27 protein-coding genes are annotated in these 19,938 nt (G+C 59.9%); 17 read left to right on the top strand and 10 right to left on the bottom strand.

Annotated elements, in window-relative coordinates; all coding sequences use genetic code 11:
- Positions 1–3: 3 nt before the first annotated feature.
- Together BV911_RS11260 and BV911_RS11265 are read right to left on the bottom strand one after the other, a co-directional pair.
- The gene (locus BV911_RS11260) at positions 4–657 is read right to left on the bottom strand and encodes a flagellar hook capping FlgD N-terminal domain-containing protein (RefSeq protein ID WP_086053715.1); all 654 of its coding nucleotides are present in this window, start codon (positions 655–657) and stop codon (positions 4–6) included.
- Positions 658–669: 12 nt separating this feature from the next.
- Complete coding sequence (locus BV911_RS11265) at positions 670–1,986, bottom strand: flagellar hook-length control protein FliK (protein WP_205963847.1); 1,317 nt, start codon at positions 1,984–1,986, stop codon at positions 670–672.
- 113 nt (positions 1,987–2,099) lie between these two features.
- Between BV911_RS11265 and BV911_RS11270 the strand changes: the two genes are divergently transcribed.
- The 6 genes from BV911_RS11270 to BV911_RS11295 all read left to right on the top strand — a co-directional run bounded on the left by BV911_RS11270 (position 2,100) and on the right by BV911_RS11295 (position 5,892).
- On the top strand, positions 2,100–2,393 hold the full coding sequence (locus tag BV911_RS11270; protein WP_086053717.1) for a rod-binding protein: 294 nt from the start codon (positions 2,100–2,102) through the stop codon (positions 2,391–2,393).
- Positions 2,390–2,752 carry a hypothetical protein gene (locus tag BV911_RS11275; RefSeq protein ID WP_086053718.1) on the top strand — a complete coding sequence of 121 codons (363 nt, stop codon included), beginning with the start codon at positions 2,390–2,392 and terminating at the stop codon, positions 2,750–2,752. Before BV911_RS11270 ends, BV911_RS11275 begins: the two co-directional genes overlap by 4 nt.
- 227 nt (positions 2,753–2,979) lie before the next feature.
- The gene (locus BV911_RS11280) at positions 2,980–4,200 is read left to right on the top strand and encodes a flagellin (RefSeq protein ID WP_086053719.1); all 1,221 of its coding nucleotides are present in this window, start codon (positions 2,980–2,982) and stop codon (positions 4,198–4,200) included.
- A gap of 92 nt (positions 4,201–4,292) precedes the next feature.
- Complete coding sequence (gene flaF / locus BV911_RS11285; protein WP_240512221.1) at positions 4,293–4,655, top strand: flagellar biosynthesis regulator FlaF; 363 nt, start codon at positions 4,293–4,295, stop codon at positions 4,653–4,655.
- Positions 4,652–5,059, top strand: coding sequence for a flagellar biosynthesis repressor FlbT (flbT, locus tag BV911_RS11290; RefSeq protein WP_086053720.1), 408 nt, complete (start codon positions 4,652–4,654; stop codon positions 5,057–5,059). Before flaF ends, flbT begins: the two co-directional genes overlap by 4 nt.
- Complete coding sequence (locus tag BV911_RS11295) at positions 5,056–5,892, top strand: DUF1217 domain-containing protein (protein ID WP_086053721.1); 837 nt, start codon at positions 5,056–5,058, stop codon at positions 5,890–5,892. Before flbT ends, BV911_RS11295 begins: the two co-directional genes overlap by 4 nt.
- Positions 5,893–5,928: 36 nt before the next feature.
- Here the strand turns inward: BV911_RS11295 and BV911_RS11300 are convergent, their stop codons facing one another.
- Complete coding sequence (locus tag BV911_RS11300) at positions 5,929–7,248, bottom strand: FliI/YscN family ATPase (RefSeq protein WP_086053722.1); 1,320 nt, start codon at positions 7,246–7,248, stop codon at positions 5,929–5,931.
- A gap of 84 nt (positions 7,249–7,332) precedes the next feature.
- Between BV911_RS11300 and BV911_RS11305 the strand changes: the two genes are divergently transcribed.
- Genes BV911_RS11305 through BV911_RS11345 form a run of 9 tightly spaced genes read left to right on the top strand, consistent with a single transcriptional unit; the run spans position 7,333 to position 11,959 of the window.
- A complete protein-coding gene (locus BV911_RS11305) occupies positions 7,333–7,725 on the top strand; it encodes a FlgB family protein (RefSeq protein WP_086053723.1) in 393 nt (130 codons plus the stop codon).
- A gap of 12 nt (positions 7,726–7,737) precedes the next feature.
- The gene (gene flgC / locus BV911_RS11310; protein ID WP_086053724.1) at positions 7,738–8,127 is read left to right on the top strand and encodes a flagellar basal body rod protein FlgC; all 390 of its coding nucleotides are present in this window, start codon (positions 7,738–7,740) and stop codon (positions 8,125–8,127) included.
- A gap of 12 nt (positions 8,128–8,139) precedes the next feature.
- Complete coding sequence (gene fliE, locus BV911_RS11315) at positions 8,140–8,430, top strand: flagellar hook-basal body complex protein FliE (RefSeq protein ID WP_086053725.1); 291 nt, start codon at positions 8,140–8,142, stop codon at positions 8,428–8,430.
- A gap of 4 nt (positions 8,431–8,434) precedes the next feature.
- Positions 8,435–8,701 carry a flagellar biosynthetic protein FliQ gene (locus BV911_RS11320; protein ID WP_086053726.1) on the top strand — a complete coding sequence of 89 codons (267 nt, stop codon included), beginning with the start codon at positions 8,435–8,437 and terminating at the stop codon, positions 8,699–8,701.
- Position 8,702: 1 nt separating this feature from the next.
- On the top strand, positions 8,703–9,425 hold the full coding sequence (locus BV911_RS11325) for a flagellar hook-basal body complex protein (RefSeq protein ID WP_086053727.1): 723 nt from the start codon (positions 8,703–8,705) through the stop codon (positions 9,423–9,425).
- Between the two features lie 2 nt (positions 9,426–9,427).
- Positions 9,428–10,213: a flagellar basal-body rod protein FlgG gene (gene flgG / locus BV911_RS11330; RefSeq protein WP_086053728.1), complete on the top strand. Its 786-nt coding sequence runs from the start codon at positions 9,428–9,430 to the stop codon at positions 10,211–10,213.
- 4 nt (positions 10,214–10,217) lie between these two features.
- Positions 10,218–10,646, top strand: a complete 429-nt coding sequence (gene flgA, locus BV911_RS11335; protein ID WP_086053729.1) for a flagellar basal body P-ring formation chaperone FlgA — start codon at positions 10,218–10,220, stop codon at positions 10,644–10,646.
- A gap of 17 nt (positions 10,647–10,663) precedes the next feature.
- Positions 10,664–11,392 (top strand): flagellar basal body L-ring protein FlgH, encoded by a 729-nt coding sequence (gene flgH, locus BV911_RS11340; RefSeq protein WP_086053730.1) that lies wholly within the window; start codon positions 10,664–10,666, stop codon positions 11,390–11,392.
- A 9-nt stretch (positions 11,393–11,401) separates the two neighbouring features.
- Entirely contained in the window at positions 11,402–11,959 is a 558-nt protein-coding gene (locus BV911_RS11345; RefSeq protein WP_086053731.1) for a flagellar basal body-associated FliL family protein, read from the top strand.
- A gap of 24 nt (positions 11,960–11,983) precedes the next feature.
- On the opposite strand, the gene BV911_RS11350 is transcribed toward BV911_RS11345, so the two are convergent.
- The 6 genes from BV911_RS11350 to BV911_RS11375 all read right to left on the bottom strand — a co-directional run bounded on the left by BV911_RS11350 (position 11,984) and on the right by BV911_RS11375 (position 17,929).
- Positions 11,984–12,310 (bottom strand): hypothetical protein, encoded by a 327-nt coding sequence (locus BV911_RS11350; RefSeq protein WP_086053732.1) that lies wholly within the window; start codon positions 12,308–12,310, stop codon positions 11,984–11,986.
- Positions 12,311–12,313: 3 nt separating this feature from the next.
- Complete coding sequence (locus BV911_RS11355) at positions 12,314–13,399, bottom strand: flagellar biosynthesis protein FlhB (RefSeq protein ID WP_086053733.1); 1,086 nt, start codon at positions 13,397–13,399, stop codon at positions 12,314–12,316.
- Positions 13,396–14,175: a flagellar biosynthetic protein FliR gene (locus BV911_RS11360; RefSeq protein WP_086053734.1), complete on the bottom strand. Its 780-nt coding sequence runs from the start codon at positions 14,173–14,175 to the stop codon at positions 13,396–13,398. The genes BV911_RS11355 and BV911_RS11360 overlap by 4 nt, the downstream gene beginning before the upstream one ends.
- Positions 14,172–16,265, bottom strand: a complete 2,094-nt coding sequence (gene flhA / locus BV911_RS11365; protein WP_086053735.1) for a flagellar biosynthesis protein FlhA — start codon at positions 16,263–16,265, stop codon at positions 14,172–14,174. The genes BV911_RS11360 and flhA overlap by 4 nt, the downstream gene beginning before the upstream one ends.
- Positions 16,262–17,017, bottom strand: a complete 756-nt coding sequence (locus BV911_RS11370) for a transglycosylase SLT domain-containing protein (RefSeq protein WP_205963848.1) — start codon at positions 17,015–17,017, stop codon at positions 16,262–16,264. The genes flhA and BV911_RS11370 overlap by 4 nt, the downstream gene beginning before the upstream one ends.
- A gap of 213 nt (positions 17,018–17,230) precedes the next feature.
- The gene (locus BV911_RS11375; RefSeq protein ID WP_086053736.1) at positions 17,231–17,929 is read right to left on the bottom strand and encodes a hypothetical protein; all 699 of its coding nucleotides are present in this window, start codon (positions 17,927–17,929) and stop codon (positions 17,231–17,233) included.
- Between the two features lie 865 nt (positions 17,930–18,794).
- Between BV911_RS11375 and BV911_RS11385 the strand changes: the two genes are divergently transcribed.
- On the top strand, positions 18,795–18,974 hold the full coding sequence (locus BV911_RS11385; RefSeq protein WP_086053738.1) for a hypothetical protein: 180 nt from the start codon (positions 18,795–18,797) through the stop codon (positions 18,972–18,974).
- Positions 18,961–19,119, top strand: coding sequence for a hypothetical protein (locus BV911_RS19170; RefSeq protein ID WP_205963849.1), 159 nt, complete (start codon positions 18,961–18,963; stop codon positions 19,117–19,119). Before BV911_RS11385 ends, BV911_RS19170 begins: the two co-directional genes overlap by 14 nt.
- A 133-nt stretch (positions 19,120–19,252) precedes the next feature.
- Here the strand turns inward: BV911_RS19170 and istB are convergent.
- A partial coding sequence (gene istB / locus BV911_RS11390; RefSeq protein WP_086053739.1) for an IS21-like element helper ATPase IstB occupies positions 19,253–19,938 on the bottom strand: 686 nt, incomplete at its 5' end.

The raw sequence follows: 19,938 nt of genomic DNA on the forward strand, positions 1-19,938 counted from the left end.
TCATCACGGGGTGCGCAGGGCGGTGATGGTCGTGGAACCAACGACGCGGCCATCGTCCAACACCACATCTGCGCCCTCTGTTCCGGCGCGCACTTCGGTGACGCGGGCATAAGTCTCGATCCCGGAGGTGGTGGTTCCGCCCTTGGAATCGGTGTGCAGTGCCTCGATTTTGTACGCTCCGGTCAAAACGCCCGTGCCTACCCATGTGTATGGCGAGGTCTGGCCGGTGACATCGATGCGTTGAAGTTCCTGCCCAATCGGGCTGGACAAGACCAGTTCGGACTTGCGGGCCGCGGGTGGCACGGTGAAGTGCAGATCAATTGGCGTGGCATTGAAGGTGATATCCGGGCTGGCAACCCGAGCTTCCATCCCGACCCAAGGGGCAAGATCGGCCAGCCCGCTCAAGCCGCCGCCACCGGCCAGATCGCTGAGCAACTGATTGGTGAGGACCTGTTGTTCGACGCCAGAGAAGGTGGCGAGTTGCACCGCGTAATCCGACGAGTCGACCGGGTTTAGCGGATCCTGATTCTCCAGTTGCGTGGTCAGCATTTTGAGGAAGGTTTCGAAATCGGCCGAAATGGCGCTGGTGCCGGCGCCAACCTGCGCAGAGGACGACACGGTTGAGCCGTAGCTGGTATTGGTTTGCTGGATATCCATAGGTCTGTCCTTTCAAAGCCGCAGATCAAGACCGCCGTACGCGTTGAGGGGGCTGGTAGAGGGGACGAGCGCCGCGCGATGCGGATCAGTTTGCGGTTGCGCCCCGTCCCGTCCGCCGTCGGTTTGAGCGTCGGTCGTGCCGGGTTGAGGTGATCCGTCCGAGCCGGTCTTGCCGAATGAGAACGACACATCGGCATATCCTTGGTCGCGGAATTCGGCCTGCAACTCTGCGATATGGCGGCGCATCAACCCTTCCGTGTCGGCGCGTTCTGATTGGATGGTGAGGTGCATCCGGCCCTCACTGCCCTGAAGAATCATTCGGACCCGGCCCAGTTCTTCTGGCGAGAGGGAAATTTCGATCGCGCCATCGCGCCGTTGGCGCAGCCCGTCAATCAGTTGCTGTCCGACCTGCCGGGCAATCTCTGGGCGGCTGGCGTCTGCCCGCTGCGACTCGGGTCGGAGGGGATCGAGACTTCGCGCCTCGGATTTGATCGGATCGCTGAGCGCCGGATTGTCGGCGCCGGGATCGGGCTGGTCCGTATCGATCATGATTTCTGCCAGACCAGACCCTGAGCCCTGCATTCCGCCGGTTCCGGATGCGGCTGTCGGGGCAGGGGTGGGCGCTGCCGCCGTTGCCGTCAGGGTTTGCGTGCCTTGGCCCGAATTTCCCTGCGATTCTACCGCAGATGGCGGTGTTTCTGCACTGCGTCTGCCCGTCGTACTGTGGGCTGCAAGCGCAACGGAGGCGGCGGTATGTGCTGGCGAAGCTGACGCCAGCGGTGTGGACGTGCCAGAAGTTGCCGCAATCTGCGCGCCCGATTGCGGGAGTTCGCCCCGCCCCGCGGCTTGGTCCGCGTCGCCGGGCGGCTGCATGGCGACGATTCCGGCTCGGGCCGGATCGCCGCTCGCGCTGGGCACGGTAGCCGCGCCGTCTCGGTGCAGAGGGCGGGGACCTGAGGTAAGGTCCACGGCCGCCGGTGTCGGTTCTTGCCCTGACAATGGTGCGGAGGCGGCAGACCCCGTGAGGCTGTGGGGCGCATAGCTTTGATCCGGCAATACCGGGAACGGCAAGGCGACAAGGGTCATTGCGTAATCCGGGGTGTCTTGTGCCTGAGCGGAAACGGGCACAGCTGTCTCTTCTGGGCGGGCGGACCCGGATTGCGCCGGGGTATCGGTCCCGTCGTTCGACAACCCGAAGCTGGCGGTTTTGGCACGGTTGCCGTCTGCCTCGGGGCCTATGACGGCAGAGTTCGTGCTCGGGTTCGGCAATGGTTTTGATGCCGGATCCTGTGGCGGAGTTGAAAAAGCGGGGCGCAGGCTGTGCAGCATTGGATCCTCGGCGTTCATCCGGACTGCGGGTAACTTGCATGAACAGGGTTACCAGTTCTTTACTGCCGTCATGGCATCTCCGGTGAAGTCCTTCCAATCGGAGATATGACGTCATGGACCTTTCGCAATCACGGCTGGTGGGCGGGCCGCCCGCTGCCGGACCGTCACCATTTGCTGCTGCCAGCGAGGCCGCCCTTCGGGAGGTTTCGGTAAAGCTCGAGGCCAGTTTTCTGGCAGAAATGCTGAAATCTTCGGGTCTTGGGGCGGGTGCGGGGGAATTCGGCGGTGGCGAGGGTGAAGAACAGTTCGCCTCGTTCCTGCGCGACGCTCAAGCGGACAGTATAGCCCGGGCCGGTGGGTTGGGATTGGCCGAATCGATCTTTCAGTCCCTGAAGGCACGACAATGACCGGCATGGGCGCGGCGTTAACATTGGTCGCGGAACTGGACCTCGGACTGGATCGGGCTTGGCAAAGCCTGCGCGAAGGCCGTTTCGATCGGATCGAACAGGACATCGCTGAAACCGAACGCCTGAGCACCGAGTTGGGCCGGTTCAAGGGGCAAATTTCCCCGACAGACGCAGAGCGGCTTTCCTGGAAATCCCGGCGCAATCAGGTGCTTCTTGCGGCGACCGCAAAAGGGCTGAACGCCGCCATTCTGAGGATCGCTGAGTTGCGCAAGACCCTGGATGGGACGACGACCTATGGTGCGGACGGTCGGCGTGTGCCCGCAGAGACCGGACCCGGTCAGCTGTCCCGGCGCGCGTGAGGGGGTGAGCCCCGGGGAGTTGGGATGGATTTACCGAAAAATCGACGGAGTTTCCGTGTGTTGCTTAGGGATCCTTTAGGAGGTGTCAGGCCAAGGTCAGCGGGCATTCCATTGGGGTGGCGCGGGGGACACCTCTCCTCGCAACAGTCAGAAAGACTGGTTGGACCGCGAACGATTGCGGGGCTTCGAACCTGGCGCAAAAGCGTCGTGAACATAGGGAACCAAGTATGTCCAGTATTCTGACCAACACGAGCGCAATGGTCGCTCTGCAGACTCTCAAGTCGATTAACTCCGGTCTCGACACCACCATGAGTGAGATTTCGACCGGCAAAACCATTTCTAACGCGAAAGACAATTCGGCGATCTGGGCCATTTCCAAGGTCATGGAATCTGATGTGACTGGGTTCAACGCGATCTCTGACAGTCTGGCACTGGGCGAGTCTACCGTGGCTGTTGCACAGACGGCTGCTGAAACGATCACCGATCTACTGGGGCAGATGAAGGAAAAGATCGTCGCGGCCACCGGTGATAACGTCGACCGGACCAAGCTGAACAATGACGTCACCGCGCTGAAAGAGCAGATTGCGTCGGTTGTCAGCGCGGCGCAGTTCAATGGTCTGAACCTTGTCGATGGCACTGTGGTTGGCGGAAGCACTGACGTGCTGGCGTCGTTGGATCGTGATTCATCAGGCGCTGTCACGCCATCATATATCTCAGTTTCGGGGCAGAATCTGGCAACGACCGGCTTTGTCGCGGCGGCTGTATTCGCGACTGGCAACGGTTATGCCTCCACGGGCGGCGATGCAGCGTCGATGTCTCTGGATGTCGCAGGCAATGCGAACGACAACGATACGCTGACAATCTCCGCGGCTGGGCTGAATGCCGGCGACCAACTGTCGGTCAAGATCGGATCGCAATCGGCCACCTATACTGTCACAGCCGCCGATCTTGCCGCCACGTCGTCGTCGGATGTCATCGCGGTGGCGATGAAGGCGCAGATCGAAGCCATGAGTGGCACGAACGTGACCGTCGATTACGATTCGGCAAACGCCGGTGACTTGGTCTTCACCAACACCAGCGCCAACGCGGTGTCGATCAGCGCGCAGTTCACTAATGCCGGTTCCGGCGGTCTTGGGGCCCTGCAATCCCTCGACGTCACTTCTTTGGCCAACGCCCAAGCTGCTTTGGGCAGTGTCGAGACCCTGATTGGTACCGCAATCGATGCCGCTGCAGCCTTCGGTTCAGACGCCAAGCAGCTGGAAATCCAAGCGAATTTCGTGTCGAAATTGACCGACTCGATGAAGGCGGGGATCGGGTCCATGGTGGATGCCGACATGGAAGAGGCATCGGCTCGGTTGCAGGCGCTACAGGTCCAGCAGCAGCTTGGCATCCAGTCGCTGTCGATCGCCAATCAGGCGCCGCAGAACGTTCTGTCGCTCTTCCGGTAACGTCCGGGACGGGGCCTCCGTGATCGCGGGGGCCCCGACCTCTTCCCGGCAAAACGCCGGTCGATCCCAACCGGTCATTGGAAGGAAATGACGTGAACGCTTTCGATATGGCCCGAACGGCCTATTCCCCGGCGACCTCAGCGGTGAGAACGCCTCAAAGTATTGAATACGCGGCTTTTGCCCGGGTCACTCGGGATTTGAAAGGGGCGGAAGATCATGCGGCATTGGTGCGTCCTCTGCATGACAATCGCCGGCTTTGGACAGTTCTTGCCAGCAGTGTGGCGGACGGAGACAACGCACTTCCGACCACCTTGCGGGCGCAAATTTTCTATCTGGCGGAATTTACGGTCCATTACACCCGTCGTATTCTTCAGGATAAGGCGGATCCTGCGGTTCTGATTGATATTAACGCGGCCGTCATGCGCGGCCTTCGGGAGCAGGGGCAGGCGACGTGACCGGTCTTGTCCTGAAACTTGGGCCGCGGGAGCGGATCCTGATCAATGGCGCTGTTATCGAAAATGGCGATCGCCGCAGCCGACTGAACATTATATCGCCAAATGCCAACATCCTGCGTCTGAAGGATGCGATTCACCCGGAGGAAGTGACAACGCCGGTGCGCCGGGTATGCTATATCGCCCAAATGGTTTTATCCGGCGATGCGGAAGCGGATGATGCTCGGCAACTGCTGATGCGTGGCATAGAGCAATTGAGTCAGGTCTTGCTTGACCATGACAGCCGTGAACTTCTGGACACGGCAACTCTAGCGGCGCGGGACAATCAGTTCTACGCGGCCCTCAAGGCCTTACGCAGTCTGTTGCCGCGTGAAGAGCGTCTGCTCAATCCCGGCGCATCGAGATGACATTTCTTCCGCTCCTGCCGTTGACCGGTGTCCCTGGTTGGAATTTTTTGTCCCGGACCCTGCCGGAACAACAGGCCGCTCACAGTAGTAATCCACAGATCGCGCGGGAGGAGGCCGCGTTTCGTGAAAAGATTGGGTCCGTTCGCACCGCCGAAGATTTGGTGTCAGATTACGGCCTGCTTAAAGTTGCGCTGGGGGCCTTTGGGTTAGGTGACGATCAAGCCAACAAATTCTTCATCAAGAAGGTGCTGGAGGAAGGCACGCTGGCGCAAGATAGTCTGGCCAACAAGCTGTCAGACCCGCGCTACGCAGAATTTTCAAAAGCGTTCGGTTTCGGTGATTTTTCGGTGCCAAGGACGGTCCTCAGCACTTTTCCAGACGAAATACTGTCTGCATACCGGCAGCGCAGCTTTGAGGCCGCGGTCGGCGAGGCCGATCCCGACATGCGCTTGGCACTTGGTCTTGAACGCGATTTGGCAAGCATCAGCAACCGCGCAACTGGCCCAGATTCGCAGTGGTTTCTGGTAATGGGATCTGCCGCCGTCAGAACGGTTTTCGAGACGGCATTGGGCCTGCCCGACAGTTTCGCAACATTGGATATCGACCAGCAACTGGGTATTTTCCGGGAGCGCTCTTCGCGGCAGTTCGGGGTCTCGGAGGTGGCCGATTTTCTGTCTGGCACAGCCCTTGATGATTTAAGGCGGACGTTTCTGTTACGGGCAAGTCTCGACACCAGTGGGTCCGGTGCCATCGCGGGATCAGCCGCTCTGGCCTTGCTGTCTGGGGGCAATACCGGTTCGTCGAACATCCTTGCCACGTTATACGGTGCCTGACCGGGTGGTCCGGCGCGGCCGAGCTTGGGGCAGATCCTAAGCGCCTGACAAGGCCAGATTCAATCGCGCAAAGCTGTCGGCCACGGTTTCCGATGATGTCGCCGCCAGAAACCGGTCCAGTCCTTGCCAACAGGCGATGGCCTGATCGACGAGGGGATCAGAGCCATTTTGATATAACCCGGATTGGATCATCAGCTCTGCGCGATCATAGGCACCCAAAAGCGACCGTCCCAAGGCAAGCACGCGATTTTCCTCATCCGATGCGGCGTCGGGCAAGCTGCGCGAGACGGACCGAAGCAAATCAATGGCTGGAAACCGCCCGCGCTCGGCGATGGAACGATCCAGAACCACATGCCCGTCCAATACGCCGCGCAGAATGTCGGCAACTGGACCATCCATATCGGACCCCGCAACAAGAACGCTGAACACCGCCGTAATATCGCCGGCATCCTGTGTGCCAGGTCCGGCCCGCTCTGCCAGCGCCATGATTTGATGCGACAACGATGGCGGCATGCCGTGCTGGGCGCCGGGTTCTCCGCTGGCCGCTGCAATTTCGCGGTGGGCTTCGGCGAAGCGGGTGATCGAATCCATCAAGACCAGCACATGCAGCCCCTGATCGCGGAAATACTCGGCCACCGCCATCGCGGACCAGGCGCAGCGTCGTCGTGCGAGCGCACCCTGATCAGAGGTTGCGGCGACGACCACGGCACGCGCCATGCCTCTGGGCCCCAGTACGGTGTCGACAAAATGTCGAACTTCGCGTCCACGCTCACCGACCAAACCGACCACAACGACATCGGCGTCCAGCCCGCGGGCCAGCCCGGCCAGTAGCGTTGATTTTCCGACACCCGACCCAGAAAACAGACCGATACGTTGGCCGCGCACAATGGGAAGAAATGTGTTGAATGCGGCCAAGCCGGTTTCCAGTCGTGGTCCAAGCCGACGCCGTTCGGTTGCGGGTGGGGCCGTGGCCTGTAGCGGTCGGACCTTGACGCCAGACAGGATTGGTCGACCATCCAATGCAGCCCCGAACGGGTCGATCACCCGTCCGATCCAGCTGTCATGCGGGGCAAGCCAAGCCGGTTGCCGAAGAAGCACCCGGTCGCCAACCGAGACGCCGAACAGCGGGGTGGTGGGCAGGATGTCAACCAAATCCCCACCGAGTTGAATAATTTCCCCGCCAATGGCATGGCCAGAGCGCCTTCGAATGTCGACCATATCGCCAAGGGCGGCGCGAACCGAGAGTCCCGAAACGGAAATGGTGGCTTCGTTGAGGCGCGCCACCCGCCCGACAGAAAACACCGTTTCAATCCGGGCGACACTCGCCGTCAATGCCTGAAGTTCGGTGGATGACATGGCGCTCTCCCAGTTGGTGCCGACAACCCTTTCTAAACGAATCACGGTTAAGCAAGGTTGAAGGCAATCGAGGGAGAAGCCCCGATGTACAAAGGTTTAACCTTGTTCAACGTCGCGTCCGCACTGGCAAGTCACGCCGGTGCCAGACAATCCATCATCGCGCGCAACATCGCGAATTCGGAAACGCCGGGATTTAAAGCCCGAGACCTGACATCCTTTGGCGATGCCTATGCGCAGGGCGGTGTCCGTCAAGCGTTGCGCACATCGCGGCCAGGTCACCAACAGACACCGTTGCAACCCAATGGTGCCGCGCTGGTCGAAGGGATCGTTCCCGGGGACGCCGCGCCCAATGGCAACACGGTGTCGGTTGAAACGGAAATGATGAAAGCCTCCGAAGTGCGATTTCAGCACAATATGGCGGTGTCCGTTTACCGGAGCGGGATCGATCTGTTGCGCTCCGGCCTTGGCCGCGGGTGATTGGAGTTCAGGATGAGCGATTTCAAAGACAGTCAGGCAATTTCCGCCAGCGGGATGCGCGCCCAAGCCACACGGTTGCGCCACGTGGCCGAAAATATCGCCAATGCGGATACGCCGGGATACCGCCGCAAAACCGTGCCGTTTGAAGCGGAGGCCGGTCGCGCGGCCACAGGCCAAGTCGCGACCGGTCAGGTCAAACTTGACCCCTCGGACCTGCCTGAAATTTTTGATCCCTCGCATCCGATGGCGGATGGCCGTGGCTATTACCGGGGGTCGAACGTCAATCCCATCGTCGAGATTGCCGATTCGCGCGAAGCGCAACGCGGCTATGAGGCCAACCTGAAAATGTTTGATCAGGCCCGGCAGATGTCGAGTGCATTGCTCGATCTGCTGCGCAGATAACGGAGGTCCAGAATGGACATTAAATCAACTTTTGCCGCCCAGAACTATGCTAAGGCGCGTCCCGCAACCGAACCTGAGCCGTCGCAGGGTGGGGCCAGCGGTCTCGCCGGGCAAATCGCCACTGATTTTACCGCGACCCTGCGCAATGCCGAAGCCACCGCAGAGGCGGCGCTGGTCGGAAAAGCCGATCCGCATGCCTTGGTCGAGGCATTGGCCCAGTCGCAGTTGGCAGTCGAAACGGCTGTGACCGTCCGCGATAAGGTGGTCGAAGCCTATCAGGAAATCCTGCGGATGCCGGTCTGAACCGATGGCTGAAACGGTATTTTTCGACACGTTGCGCGCGGGATTGTGGATTTCGGTCCTGATTTCCATGCCAATCCTTGGGATTGCCCTGCTGGTCGGCGTGTCGGTGGGTCTGTTTCAAGCATTGACCTCCATCCAAGAAATGACCCTGACCTTCGTGCCCAAACTGGGGGCGATCCTGATCGTATTCTGGATGACCATGGGCTTCATGACCGAAACCCTGACCGGATATTTTCGCGACACACTTATTCCCCTGATTGCCGGAGGCTGACATGGATAATGCCAATTACGCCATCCTGACACGTCAAAGCGGTTTGCGGAACGAAATGTCCGTAATCGCGCAGAATATTGCCAATATCGGCACAGACGGATTTCAGAAGGAAGGTCTGATCTTTTCCGAGTTTGTCAGCCGCCTCGAAAATGCCGACAGTTCGCTGTCTATGGCCACCGCCAAAGTGCGGATGTTCGATCGAAGTCAGGGGCAACTGACCCAGACCAACGGTCAGTTTGATCTGGCGATCGAGGGCGAGGGTTACTTTTTAGTCGAAACCCAAGATGGCCAAGCGCTGACCCGGGCTGGAAGTTTTGCGCCGGGTCCCGAGGGCTCCGTGATGGCGTCGGATGGCGCCCGGCTGCTCGATGCCGGGGGGGCGCCGGTCGTCGTGCCGCCCGATGCGCTGTCCATTATGGTGTCTGCTGATGGAACACTGAGCGCGGATGGCGTCGCAATTGCCCAGATCGGGTTGGTCATGCCTGCGGACCCGACCCAGATGGTCCGGGCTGGCGGTGTGCGCTTTACCGTCGAAGGCGAAACGATTGCGTTGGAGGATGGCCAGATCGTGCAGGGCTTTCTGGAAGCGTCGAACGTCGACCCAATCCTTGAGATTGCCCGGATGATCGACGTGCAGCGGGCCTATGAAGCCGGGCGCAACCTGCTCAATTCAGAAGATGAACGTATCCGGTCCGTTGTTCAGACCCTGGGAAATAGGAGTTAATCATGCGCGCCCTAAAAATTGCCGCCACTGGTATGTCGGCGCAACAGATGCGGGTGGAAGTCATTTCCAACAACCTCGCCAATATGAGCACGACCGCTTACAATACCCGGCGGGCCGAATTCGCCGATCTGCATTATCAGCAGTTGCAACGCCCGGGGTCGATCAATGCGTCGGACGGAACTGTGTTGCCGACCGGGGTTCAGTTGGGCCTGGGGGTGCGCCCGACATCGGTCTCGGTGTTGCTTGCGCAAGGTTCCCTCAGCCAGACCAATGGGGACTTGGATTTGGCAATCGATGGCAAGGGCTATCTGGAGATAACGTTGCCCAGCGGCGAATCCGCCTATACCCGGGATGGCAGTCTCAAACGCTCGGCAGATGGGCAAATTGTCACCGCAGACGGCTATCCGGTGGTGCCGGACATGACCATTCCCGACGATGCGATCAGCATTTCGATCAATGCCGATGGCGAGGTCTATGGCTATTTCGATGACCGGGTCGAGGCGGAATTGCTGGGTCAGTTTACTCTGGCAGCGTTTACAAATGAACGTGGTCTGGAAGCCATGGGCAGTAACAATTTCCGCGAAACCGAGGCCTCTGGCCCGGCTAATGTCAGCGATCCGGGCACCGATGGTCTGGGCGTTCTGCGTCAGGGCTATCTGGAGGACAGTTCGGTCGACGCGGTGCGCGAAGTCACGGAGTTGATCGAAGCGCAGCGCGCCTATGAAATGAACGCAAAGGTCATCACCGCATCGGATCAGATGATGGCCACAACCTCGCAAGTCCGATAGCGGCATGTTCCGCTTCCTGATCCCCGTTCTGGTTCTGTTGCCCGTTGCAGTCCAAGCCGAGGCTATTGTGGCGGCGCGCATGATCCGGGCACAAACCCTTCTGACGGTCGCCGACATCGCGCTGCGGTCTGAGGCGATCGCGGGCGCATTGCAGAAACCGTCGCAAGCGCTGGGCCGCGAGGCGCGGGTGAACATTTATGCGGGACGTCCGATCCTGCCGGGCGATCTGACAGCGCCCGCCGTGATCGAGCGCAACCAGATTATCGTCCTGACGTATTTCGGTGGTGGCCTGTCGATCAGCACTGAAGGACGCGCAATGGATCGCGCGGGTCCAGGCGCGCTCGTACGGGTGATGAACCTCGATTCCCGCAGCACGGTCACGGGAACCGTAATGGCGGATGGCAGCGTCAGTGTCGGGCCGGTCAGTCGATGAAATTCAGGAGAGCTTCAATGAAAACGCTTCTTGCCGGCAGTCTGATTTTGGCCAGCCTTGCCGGCTGTGCCCGCATGGATCATGTCGGCAAACGTCCAAGTTTCAGCGCGACGGATACCGGGCGCGAGCACTTGGCCATGACCACCGTCGGTCTGCCGCAAACATTGGAAAAGCAACGGGTTGTCGATCAGTCGTCGTTGTGGAGTGGGGGGCGGAACTCTCTTCTGGGGGATCGTCGCGCGGGCGAGCAGGGCGATATCCTGACCGTGGTGATTGAAATCGATGAAAAGGCGGAAATCTCGAACAGCACATCGCGGTCGCGCTCGGCGGATGAAAGCCTGAAGATGCCGCAATTTTTCGGAATTCCGCAGCGGATTGATGAGCATCTGCCAGCCGGCGCCTCAATGGCGGATGCGGTGTCGGTGGGGTCGAGCAGCGGCTCGGATGGTGACGGCTCGGTCAAGCGCAACGAAAAGCTTACCCTGCGGGTGGCGGCGACAGTGACACGGGTGCTGCCAAATGGCGTTCTGGAATTGGAAGGCAGTCAGGAAGTCCGGGTTAATTTTGAAATCCGGGAACTTCTGGTAACGGGCTATGTCCGGCCTGCGGATATTTCCCGGAACAATGAAATCACATACGACAAGATCGCCTCGGCGCGAATTTCCTACGGCGGTCGCGGGCAGATCATGGATGTTCAGCAACCGCGCTGGGGCCAGCAGATCTCGGACATCATTTTGCCATTTTAGGAGCCGCCCATGGGGAAGTTGATACCAGTTATTCTGGCGCTTGCGGGCCTTGGCGGCGGAGTCGGGGCGGGGTTGCTGTTGCGGCCCGAACCCGATCTGACCGAGACGGTTGCCCATGGGGACACATCCGTAGACGAACATGGGAGCCCCACGGATCCCAGCCCCGGAGCCGCGGCTGTTGCGACCTGTGCGCCGACCGCGGCCGTCAGCGGTCATGATCTGCCAGCGAACGGGACCGACCCAGCGACAGAGTTCGTGAAATTCTCCAATCAATTCGTGATCCCGGTCATGGGTCCGACCAAGGTCAAATCCATGGTGGTCCTGTCCCTAAGCGTCGAAGTGGACAAAGGCGCCAAGGATGCGGTCTATGAGCGCGAGCCAAAAATTCGCGATGCCTTTCTGCGGGTGCTGTTCGATCATGCCAATGCGGGTGGGTTTGATGGCAATTTCACCAGCAGTGTCGACCTCGATATCCTGCGCGCGGCCTTGCGCGAAGCTGCGGTTGGTGCAAGCAGAACCAGCGTGCGCGATGTGCTGATCGTCGATCTTGTGCGTCAGGATGTGTGACGGACGGCCCTCGTTATCCGGGGGTCAAGTGCGGTCAGACAGTTTTTGCAAAACCTGGGTCCGGGCAACCGCGATCCGGGTTTTTTGCTCTTGGTCTGGTTCTTTGGCGCGTAATTCTGCCAGCGCGCGGTTCAGCCGAGCAACCTCTTGGTGCCGCCACCGGTGCCATGTGGCCTCGGCCCCGGACCCAAAATAGCCGGTCATCTCCGTCGCGGCGGTGGTTGCGCCGCGCAGTTCGGTAATCCGGGCGCGGAGCGTTGCCATCTCAGCCCGCAAATCCCCAAGCCGTGCCATTTCATCCGCGCGGACCAGAGCGGCGAGTTCGATCAGACGGGCCAGATTACGGTGCATGGATTACCTCGATTTTCGGCGCAGCCGCATCTGGTCGGCAAAGCGGATGGCGCTGGCCACGGCGCGAAAATGCTCTTGTCCGATCTGCTGCCCGATTTCGGTGGTGGCATGCAGGGCACGGGCGGTTGGCGGATCGCGATGGAGCGGCACCCCGGCAGTCATAGCGGCCTCGCGGATGCGGGCGGCAACCTCATCGACCCCTTTGGCAACGCAGATCGGCGCGCTGCCCTTGTCCCGGCTCCATTGCAGGGCAACCGCGTAATGCTCGGGGTTGACCACGATCACGTCTGCCTTTGGAACGTCGGCCATCATCCGGTTGGTGGCGATATCATATGCGCGTTGGCGACGCTGTTGTTTCATGTGCGGATCGCCCTCGGCCTGTTTCGATTCGTCGACCATTTCTTTATGCGACATCCGGTTTTTGCGAGCGTGCTCGGCCCGTTGCCACAGCAGGTCGATGGCGCCGAGCAGCCCGGCGATGGCGACGACCGCCCAGAAGAACCCGACGGATTGCCGGGCCATCATCGCCACGACCCCGCCCGGCCCAAGGCTGACACTGCTCAACATGACCGGCAATTGCGCCCGCAGAAATAGGCCAAGAACCGTCGAGATGAGGATCAATTTGGTCAAGCTTTTGGCGAATTCAAACAAGCCGCCTCGTCCGAATTTGTTCTTGAGATTGCTTAAAAGCGAGAGGCGCGACAGCTTGGGTTCCAGCTTGCTGACGGTGACGGTGAATCCCTGTTGTGCCAGAATGACAGCCAGGACCACTGCCGCTGGGATTAAAAACCACGGCAACAGTGCAAGGCCAACCCGTGCCATGGCGCCCCCTGCGAGGCTGCGACCTCCGTCGGCAAGAAATGCCACCGACAGGCTGTCGGCTTGATCCAGAAGAACCATCAGCGATGTGCCAAGCGCCTGCAGACTGTTCGCGCCAAACACCAGCGCCACCAATAGAAATCCGCCATACGCGGCGGCAGTGATAATGTCTGTTGAACGCGGGATCTCGCCCTTCTTCCGGGCCTCGTCCAGTTTGCGTTGACTGGCCTCATACGGTTTTTCACTGTCGTCGTCCCCGGCCCCGCTCATCGCGGCATACCCATGGGATCTGACAGGCGCGCCGCCAAGAGATCGGCCCAGATTGGCAGAATGATCGGCGCGACCAGCAACAGAAGGGCCAGACCGCCCGCCGTGATCGCAGGGGCACCGACAAAGGCCACCATGAGCTGCGGCATGGCGCGGTTAATGACCCCGAGGGCGACGTTATAAATAAGCGAGGTAATGACAAAGGGCGCCGCAAAGGTGAACGCGAGGCCGAAGGTCTCGGCCACCCGCGCCAACGCCCAGAGCGACAGGTCTGACGCGAGCGGAACTTGACCAAGCGGGAGTGGATCATAGGACAAGATCAGGGCTTCTGCGATCCGGACATGCAGGCCCATAATCATCGCCAGCGCCAGCCCGGAGATTTGGAGGATTTGGGCAATCGCGGGTTGCGGGTCGATGGCTTCGGCCCCCAGAAGCTGCGACAGCGAGGTGGACTGCGCCGCGATGGTCCCCGCGACCTGAAGCATCCAGATGAACAGCCTGACGGAAAAACCAAGAATTAACCCATTTAAGGTTTCGGTGCCGATGGTGCGGACAAGGGCCGTGAGGCTCGGGGCGGGAAGGGCAAGGTTCGGGGCAATGGCGGGCGCGACCACGGCGGTGAAGGCAAAGGCCAGCGCCAGTTTGACCCGGACCGGCACGGATTGCTCGCCAAATCCCGGCAGCAGCGTCAAGGCGCTGCCGATTCTGAGGAAAACCACAAAGCCGAGCCACGCCCAATCTCCCACCAGATCCAGCAGGGCTGCGGCCAGTTCGGTCACGCCGGAACCACCCCAACAATGGCCGGCCGCGCATCCAGTCCGATTTCCTCGAAGGACAGGACCGGCAGACGTAAGCCTTTGGTCGAAACAACTGTTTTCAAGAAACGGCGGCGGCGGGTGCTGGTGATCAGGGCGGGACTTTCGCCCTTAGCGCTGAGCCGCGAATAGCGATCAGCGATCGAGTTCGCCAAACGGTTAAAGTCCTCGGGCGGCAGGGCAACGTCGGACAGCCCGCGATCGCCTTCCAATTGGTGTCCCTGAAACCGGGTCTCCCACTCTGGGGCTAGTTGTAGCAGCGGCAAGGTACCATCGCTGCGGCGGTGATCGGCGATCAATTGAAAGCCAAGGCGGCGACGCACATGTTCGCACACCGCTTCGGGCACCGAATGCAAGCCGCGCACCTCGGCGATGGCTTCAAGGATCAGCGGAAGATTGCGGATCGAGACGCGCTCTTCCAGCAAGAGGCGCAGCACTGCCAGCAAGGTGTCTTGGGGCACCTTGTCGGGTATGAGATCGTCCAGCAGGCGCCGGTTCGCCTCGGCCCGAGTTCTGTCGGACAGTTGCGTCATCTCATCCAACAAACGGCGCAGACCTTTCATCGTCATCAGATGCGCGAGGTTCGATTTCACCACTTCCAAAAGGTGTGTGGCGAGCACCTCTGATGCCGTGACCACCGTCGCCCCGTCCATTGAGAACGCTTCTTGTTCCTGCGGGGTGATCCAACGGGCGGGTGCCCCATAGACCGGCTCCTTCACATCGCTGCTGGATTGCGCCACCGCCATGGTGTCGGGCAACAACGCCAGCACACGGTCGGGGCGCAAGCGGTCGCGGACTCGTTCCACGCCCTGAATGCGAATGGCATAGGTGCCGGGCGTCAGGCCGGAATTGTCGGTCAGGCGAATTTCGGGCATGATCAGGCCGAAGGTTTCCGCCACATGGGTGCGCATGCTGATGATGCGTGCGTCCAGTCCGGTGGCCGGATCAAGGACCATCGCCACCAAGTCCGGGGCGAATTCCACGTGGATGTCGTCCAGATCCAGCATATCACCCAACGATCTGGCCGGGGCCGGGCTACGATCTGTCACGGCTTGGGCTTCGGCCTTGCTGCGATCCTCGGCCTTGGTTTTGCGAAAGACCCAAAAGGCGCTGCCGCCCAAAGCTGCGGCGCCTAAGACAAACGGAATGAACGGCAAGCCCGGAACCAGCGCGAACAGGCCCATGAGCACGCCGACCGTCGCCAATGCAGCAGGATAGCGGCCCAATTGGCTGAACACGGCCAGATCGGTGGTGCCGGTTGCGCCGCCGCGTGCCAGCAACAAAGCCGAGGCGATTGAGATAATGACGGCAGGGATTTGAGTGACCAAGCCGTCACCGACCGTCAGAATGGCATAGGTCTTGGCGGCCTCACCCAGCGGCATCTGGTGGGCGATGACTCCGATGGCCAGCCCCATCACCAGATTGAGCAGGGTAATCAGCAGACCGGCAATCGCATCACCTTTGACGAATTTCGATACCCCATCCAGCGACCCGAAAAAGGTTGTTTCGGCTTGTTCCGTGGCGCGGCGGGCCTTGGCTTCTTCATGGGTGATCGCCCCGGCCGAAAGATCGCTGTCGATGGCAAGCTGCTTGCCCGGCATGGCGTCTAGCGCGAACCGTGCCCCGACCTCGGCCATCCGCGCGGCGCCCTTGGTTATGACCATGAAGTTGACGATCAACAGCACGCAGAACACGACAAGACCGAGGAACACGTTGCCGTTCATCACAAAGCTGGCGAACCCGTTGATAACGTCGCCCGCCGCCCGGGTTCCAGTGTGGCCGTTGCCGATGATCAGCTTGGTGGAGGAGACGTTCAGCGACAACCGCAGCATCAGCGACGCCAGTAGGATGGTGGGAAAGGCCGAGAAATCGAGCGGCCGTTCGATGAACAAGGTGACGGTGAAAATCAAAATGGCCAAGGAAAAGGACAGGGCAAGCCCGACATCCAGCACGAAGGCCGGAACGGGCAAGATCATCATCACGATGATCGCCATCAGCGCCAGAGCCATCAGAATTGTGGGCTGGAACAGTGTCTTGGCGTCAAAAGTTTTCATGAGCCGCTCCAGAAGGGTTTCGTCGTTCGATTGGCGAACAGGCCGCCCTGATTGCTGATGTGGCGGGGCATGAGAGAGCCAAGCTCAGATGGGGCCGCGCCGGTTTGTAACAGGGGGTAGAGGTTCTCACGCGGGGCGCGGCCCGGGGCAAGTTCGACCAAGTCTGGTAATGGCATGTCGGCCATCGCTGCAAGATGGGTGTCGAAGGTCCGGCGATAGCGATCCGCGAATGCCTGCGTGCGGGAATGATAATGTCCCGCCGCCCGGGACCAATCGCCGGTTTCCTGAAACAAGTCAGCCAGGAACCGCGCCGCATAAAGCGCATTCTGATCCGGGTTCAGCATGTCGTTGAGTGATGAAAACGCGGCGCCGTGCCAGCGGTAATTGAGCTGGAAACAGCCGACGTCAAAGCTTTTGGTCCCAGCGGCGAGCGTACGTTGCGCCAGCTCCAGCGCCGCCGTCTCGCCGTCCAGCCAATACCCTTTGCCTTCGACGTTCAGGGTCCAAGGCCATGGGCTTGTCTGTCCGTCAAGCCGCCGCCCGGTTTCGGTCAAAGAGATCGCCAAAAGCACGGCAAGCGGAACGCCGGTCTTTTGCGCGGCCCGAGCGGCTGAGGCGCGGCACAGATCTGGCGGCGAACCGCGCGTGGCCCGCGCTGGCTGCACAGGCAGCGCGACCAAGGCGGCAATCAGCAGCGGCCCGATCACGGCGCGCAGCGGGTTGCACGAGGGGGGTGTGTGGATATGGGTCATTCTGACTGCCGCATTTCTTGCCGCTCCTGACCTGTTCATGAGGCAATTGCCTTTAGAAATCGTTAGGCAGCAGCCAGAGAAAGTGGAGGCGTGCGCAAAAGAAAGCAGAAGCGTGCGCAGGATCTGGGAATTTTCGGCCCGACCAGAAGAAAAATTTGCTTTTTGGGCGTGTTTGGGATGGCCGAAATTATTTTAAGTTGCTGATATATATTACTATTTATTGTTTGGAGGTTTTGGGGCGGTTATGCGAACGATGTCTCCCGGTCGGATCTTCAATCGACGGGCCGAACTCGAAATATGGTCCCAACCATTCCGCGTCTGACGAAGGGGTTCGGCACCGAACAGCAGCCCATCCAAGAATGCCTGTCCATCCCGGGGGTCCCAGACATTTTTGATTGTTCTGGTCTGTAGTTTTGGCTTGAGCACGCCGTCCTCGACAAGCAGATCGAACTGCGATCGTGACATGCCGAGGTTTTCCCAAAAATCTTTGGCAGGCAAAAGGCGTGTCAGAGAGTCCAGCAGATTTTCGGTGGCATTGGCATCGAACACGGCCCATCCGTCAGTGCGGTCACTGTCCAGATGACCTTTACTCTCGAGCATCTTGCGTAGACGGCGTGGATCAATTCCGGTTTGCCGGGACGTTGACGCCACCGAGTGCAACTTGTGCGCCTCTACCGGCTCGCCGAGAAAGTCATCTCCGGCATTCAGAGGCCAGGTTTCAAGCAGGTGAGTCCTCATGATCGCTCGGAATGGCGCGTGGTCTGGTGCGTCACGGTATTTACCCGACAAACTGGCATAAAGAACCGGGTAAATCTTTTTTGGTCCCTGACGCGGATCACCCGCTAACTCCTGCAGACGTTGCAGTGCAGCCAGAATTGCCTCCGGGCCATCCTTAGCGATTTCGTATCCCATCTGGAGGAGTGCCCAATGGTCCTCTGGAACAACATTTGAAGGTGACGTCGCCTAGTGCCGCATCCGAGCGCTGCCAAGGAGGAAGCAAAATGTCGTGGCGGCATGAAGTGGGTGGGTGTCGAGCCATCCAGGCGCCGGGCCCCCCCCTCAAGCCGGGCATCCAGCCATTCATCAAAATCAGTGGTCTCGCGATGTTCGTGACGACAAAAGCCTCCGGCGAGAATGGCGGGTGCAATCGCCCGAAACTGCCTGACAGTGTCATACCGCGCAAGGATTTGGGTTTCGCGCCACAGCGGAACAAGGGGATGTTGGTGTCCAAGACGGATCGTGACATGCGGGATTAACCAATGTCCACGGATCGCCATCAATTGTTCGTAGGGCCCCGTTGATACCGCAGCTTACGCGGCTTGACTGTCCATTGCGGATCCCGGCGGTGTCCAATTCCACGGTAGCCGTTCATCCAGCCGGTTGATCTTGTGATCGTGGATGCGGCCGATGGTTTCGGCGCCGGTATCTGCACCCGCAAAAGCCAGTTTTTCCGTCCTATTCCCAGTGCCCGTTCATTCTGCCCATGTCGGCGAAAATCGGGAAGTTCACTATCGTTGGCATCCCTATTTCGGCCTGAATGTCAGGCTGCTGCGCGTAGAACAGCGCGCGATTTGGCAGTTTCTCAAAGTTGAAGGCCCGTCCGGCGTCGTCGTCTCGATCTCTGTCTGGATGATAGACCCTCTGGCCTGCGCCGGTATGACATTCGGCCCCCCGCAGGTTGATGTCGCAGCGCTATCGGAACTCCGGGGACTGGTCACGCAGGCTTCGGTTCTCACAAACTCCCCAAGCGAAGATGTGCTCACAGGGGAGGAATTTAATGAAACTGCACGACATGCCGGGATCGATCTCAGGCAGTCAGATGAATCTGATGTTCGAACGCCGCATCGTGGACGGCATGAGCGACAAGGAACGGACGAGGGCCATAACCATAATTGCCCAGCTTATGATGCAGGCTGCAGGCCTGACCGTGGAGGAACTAGACGATGACCGGCGTTGATCTGATCCCCATGCAAGTCCTGACGCACAAGGCAGTCGTCTATGTCCGTCAATCGACGCAGTCCCAGGTCATGAACAATCTGGAGAGCCAGCGGCGGCAATACGACCTTGTCGACATCGCACGTCTGTCAATCACGGTGACATAAGGGGCCATTTACCGGCGCAAATAGGGGCCACGCTCGGGATGTCGGTGGCGCTCTGGCGCGTGTGCTCACCACATAGCTAACGCGTGCCAGAGCGCGCTGGCCGTAGGCCAGCACTGATGCTGTTTTGGGGAGTTCAGTCCTGGAGTTTTCGGCTCTGTTTCAGCCGGTAGCTGTCGCCGTTCATTTCCAAAATATGCACATGGTGGGTTAAGCGATCCAGGATGGCACCGGTAAGGCGTTCGGAGCCGAAGACTTCGGTCCATTCATCGAACGGCAGGTTGGATGTGATGATGATCGAGCCGCGCTCATAGCGTTGCGAGATGACTTCGAACAGCAACTCAGCGCCGGTTTTGCTCAGGGGAACGAAGCCGAGTTCATCGATGATCAGCAGGTCCTGACTGACCATCATCTTTTGTATCCGTTGCAGACGCCGGTCATCGGCCGCTTCGATCAACTCATGGACCAGAGCCGCGGCTGTCGTGAAGCGAACCTTCAGACCCTTCTGGCAGGCTGCAAGGCCAAGGCCCAAAGCAACATGGGTCTTGCCGGTTCCTGAAGGACCCAGAGCAATAATATTTTCGCGGCGATCGGCGTATTCGCAGCGGGCAAGTTCCATGGTTAGGACTTTGTTGAGCGACGGGATGGCCTTGAAGTTAAAGCTGTCGAGACTTTTCGTGGCCGGAAACTTTGCCGCTTTGATCCGCCGTTCGACCATCCGGCGTTCGCGCTCGATCAGCTCCAATTCACACAGGCGCAACAGATATTGCACATGATCCTTGCCTTCGACCGCGCACTGGCGGGCCAGCTTGTCATATTCGC

The sequence above is a fragment of the Pseudoruegeria sp. SK021 genome, from assembly GCF_002119405.1.
In the GTDB taxonomy this organism is placed as follows: domain Bacteria; phylum Pseudomonadota; class Alphaproteobacteria; order Rhodobacterales; family Rhodobacteraceae; genus Meridianimarinicoccus.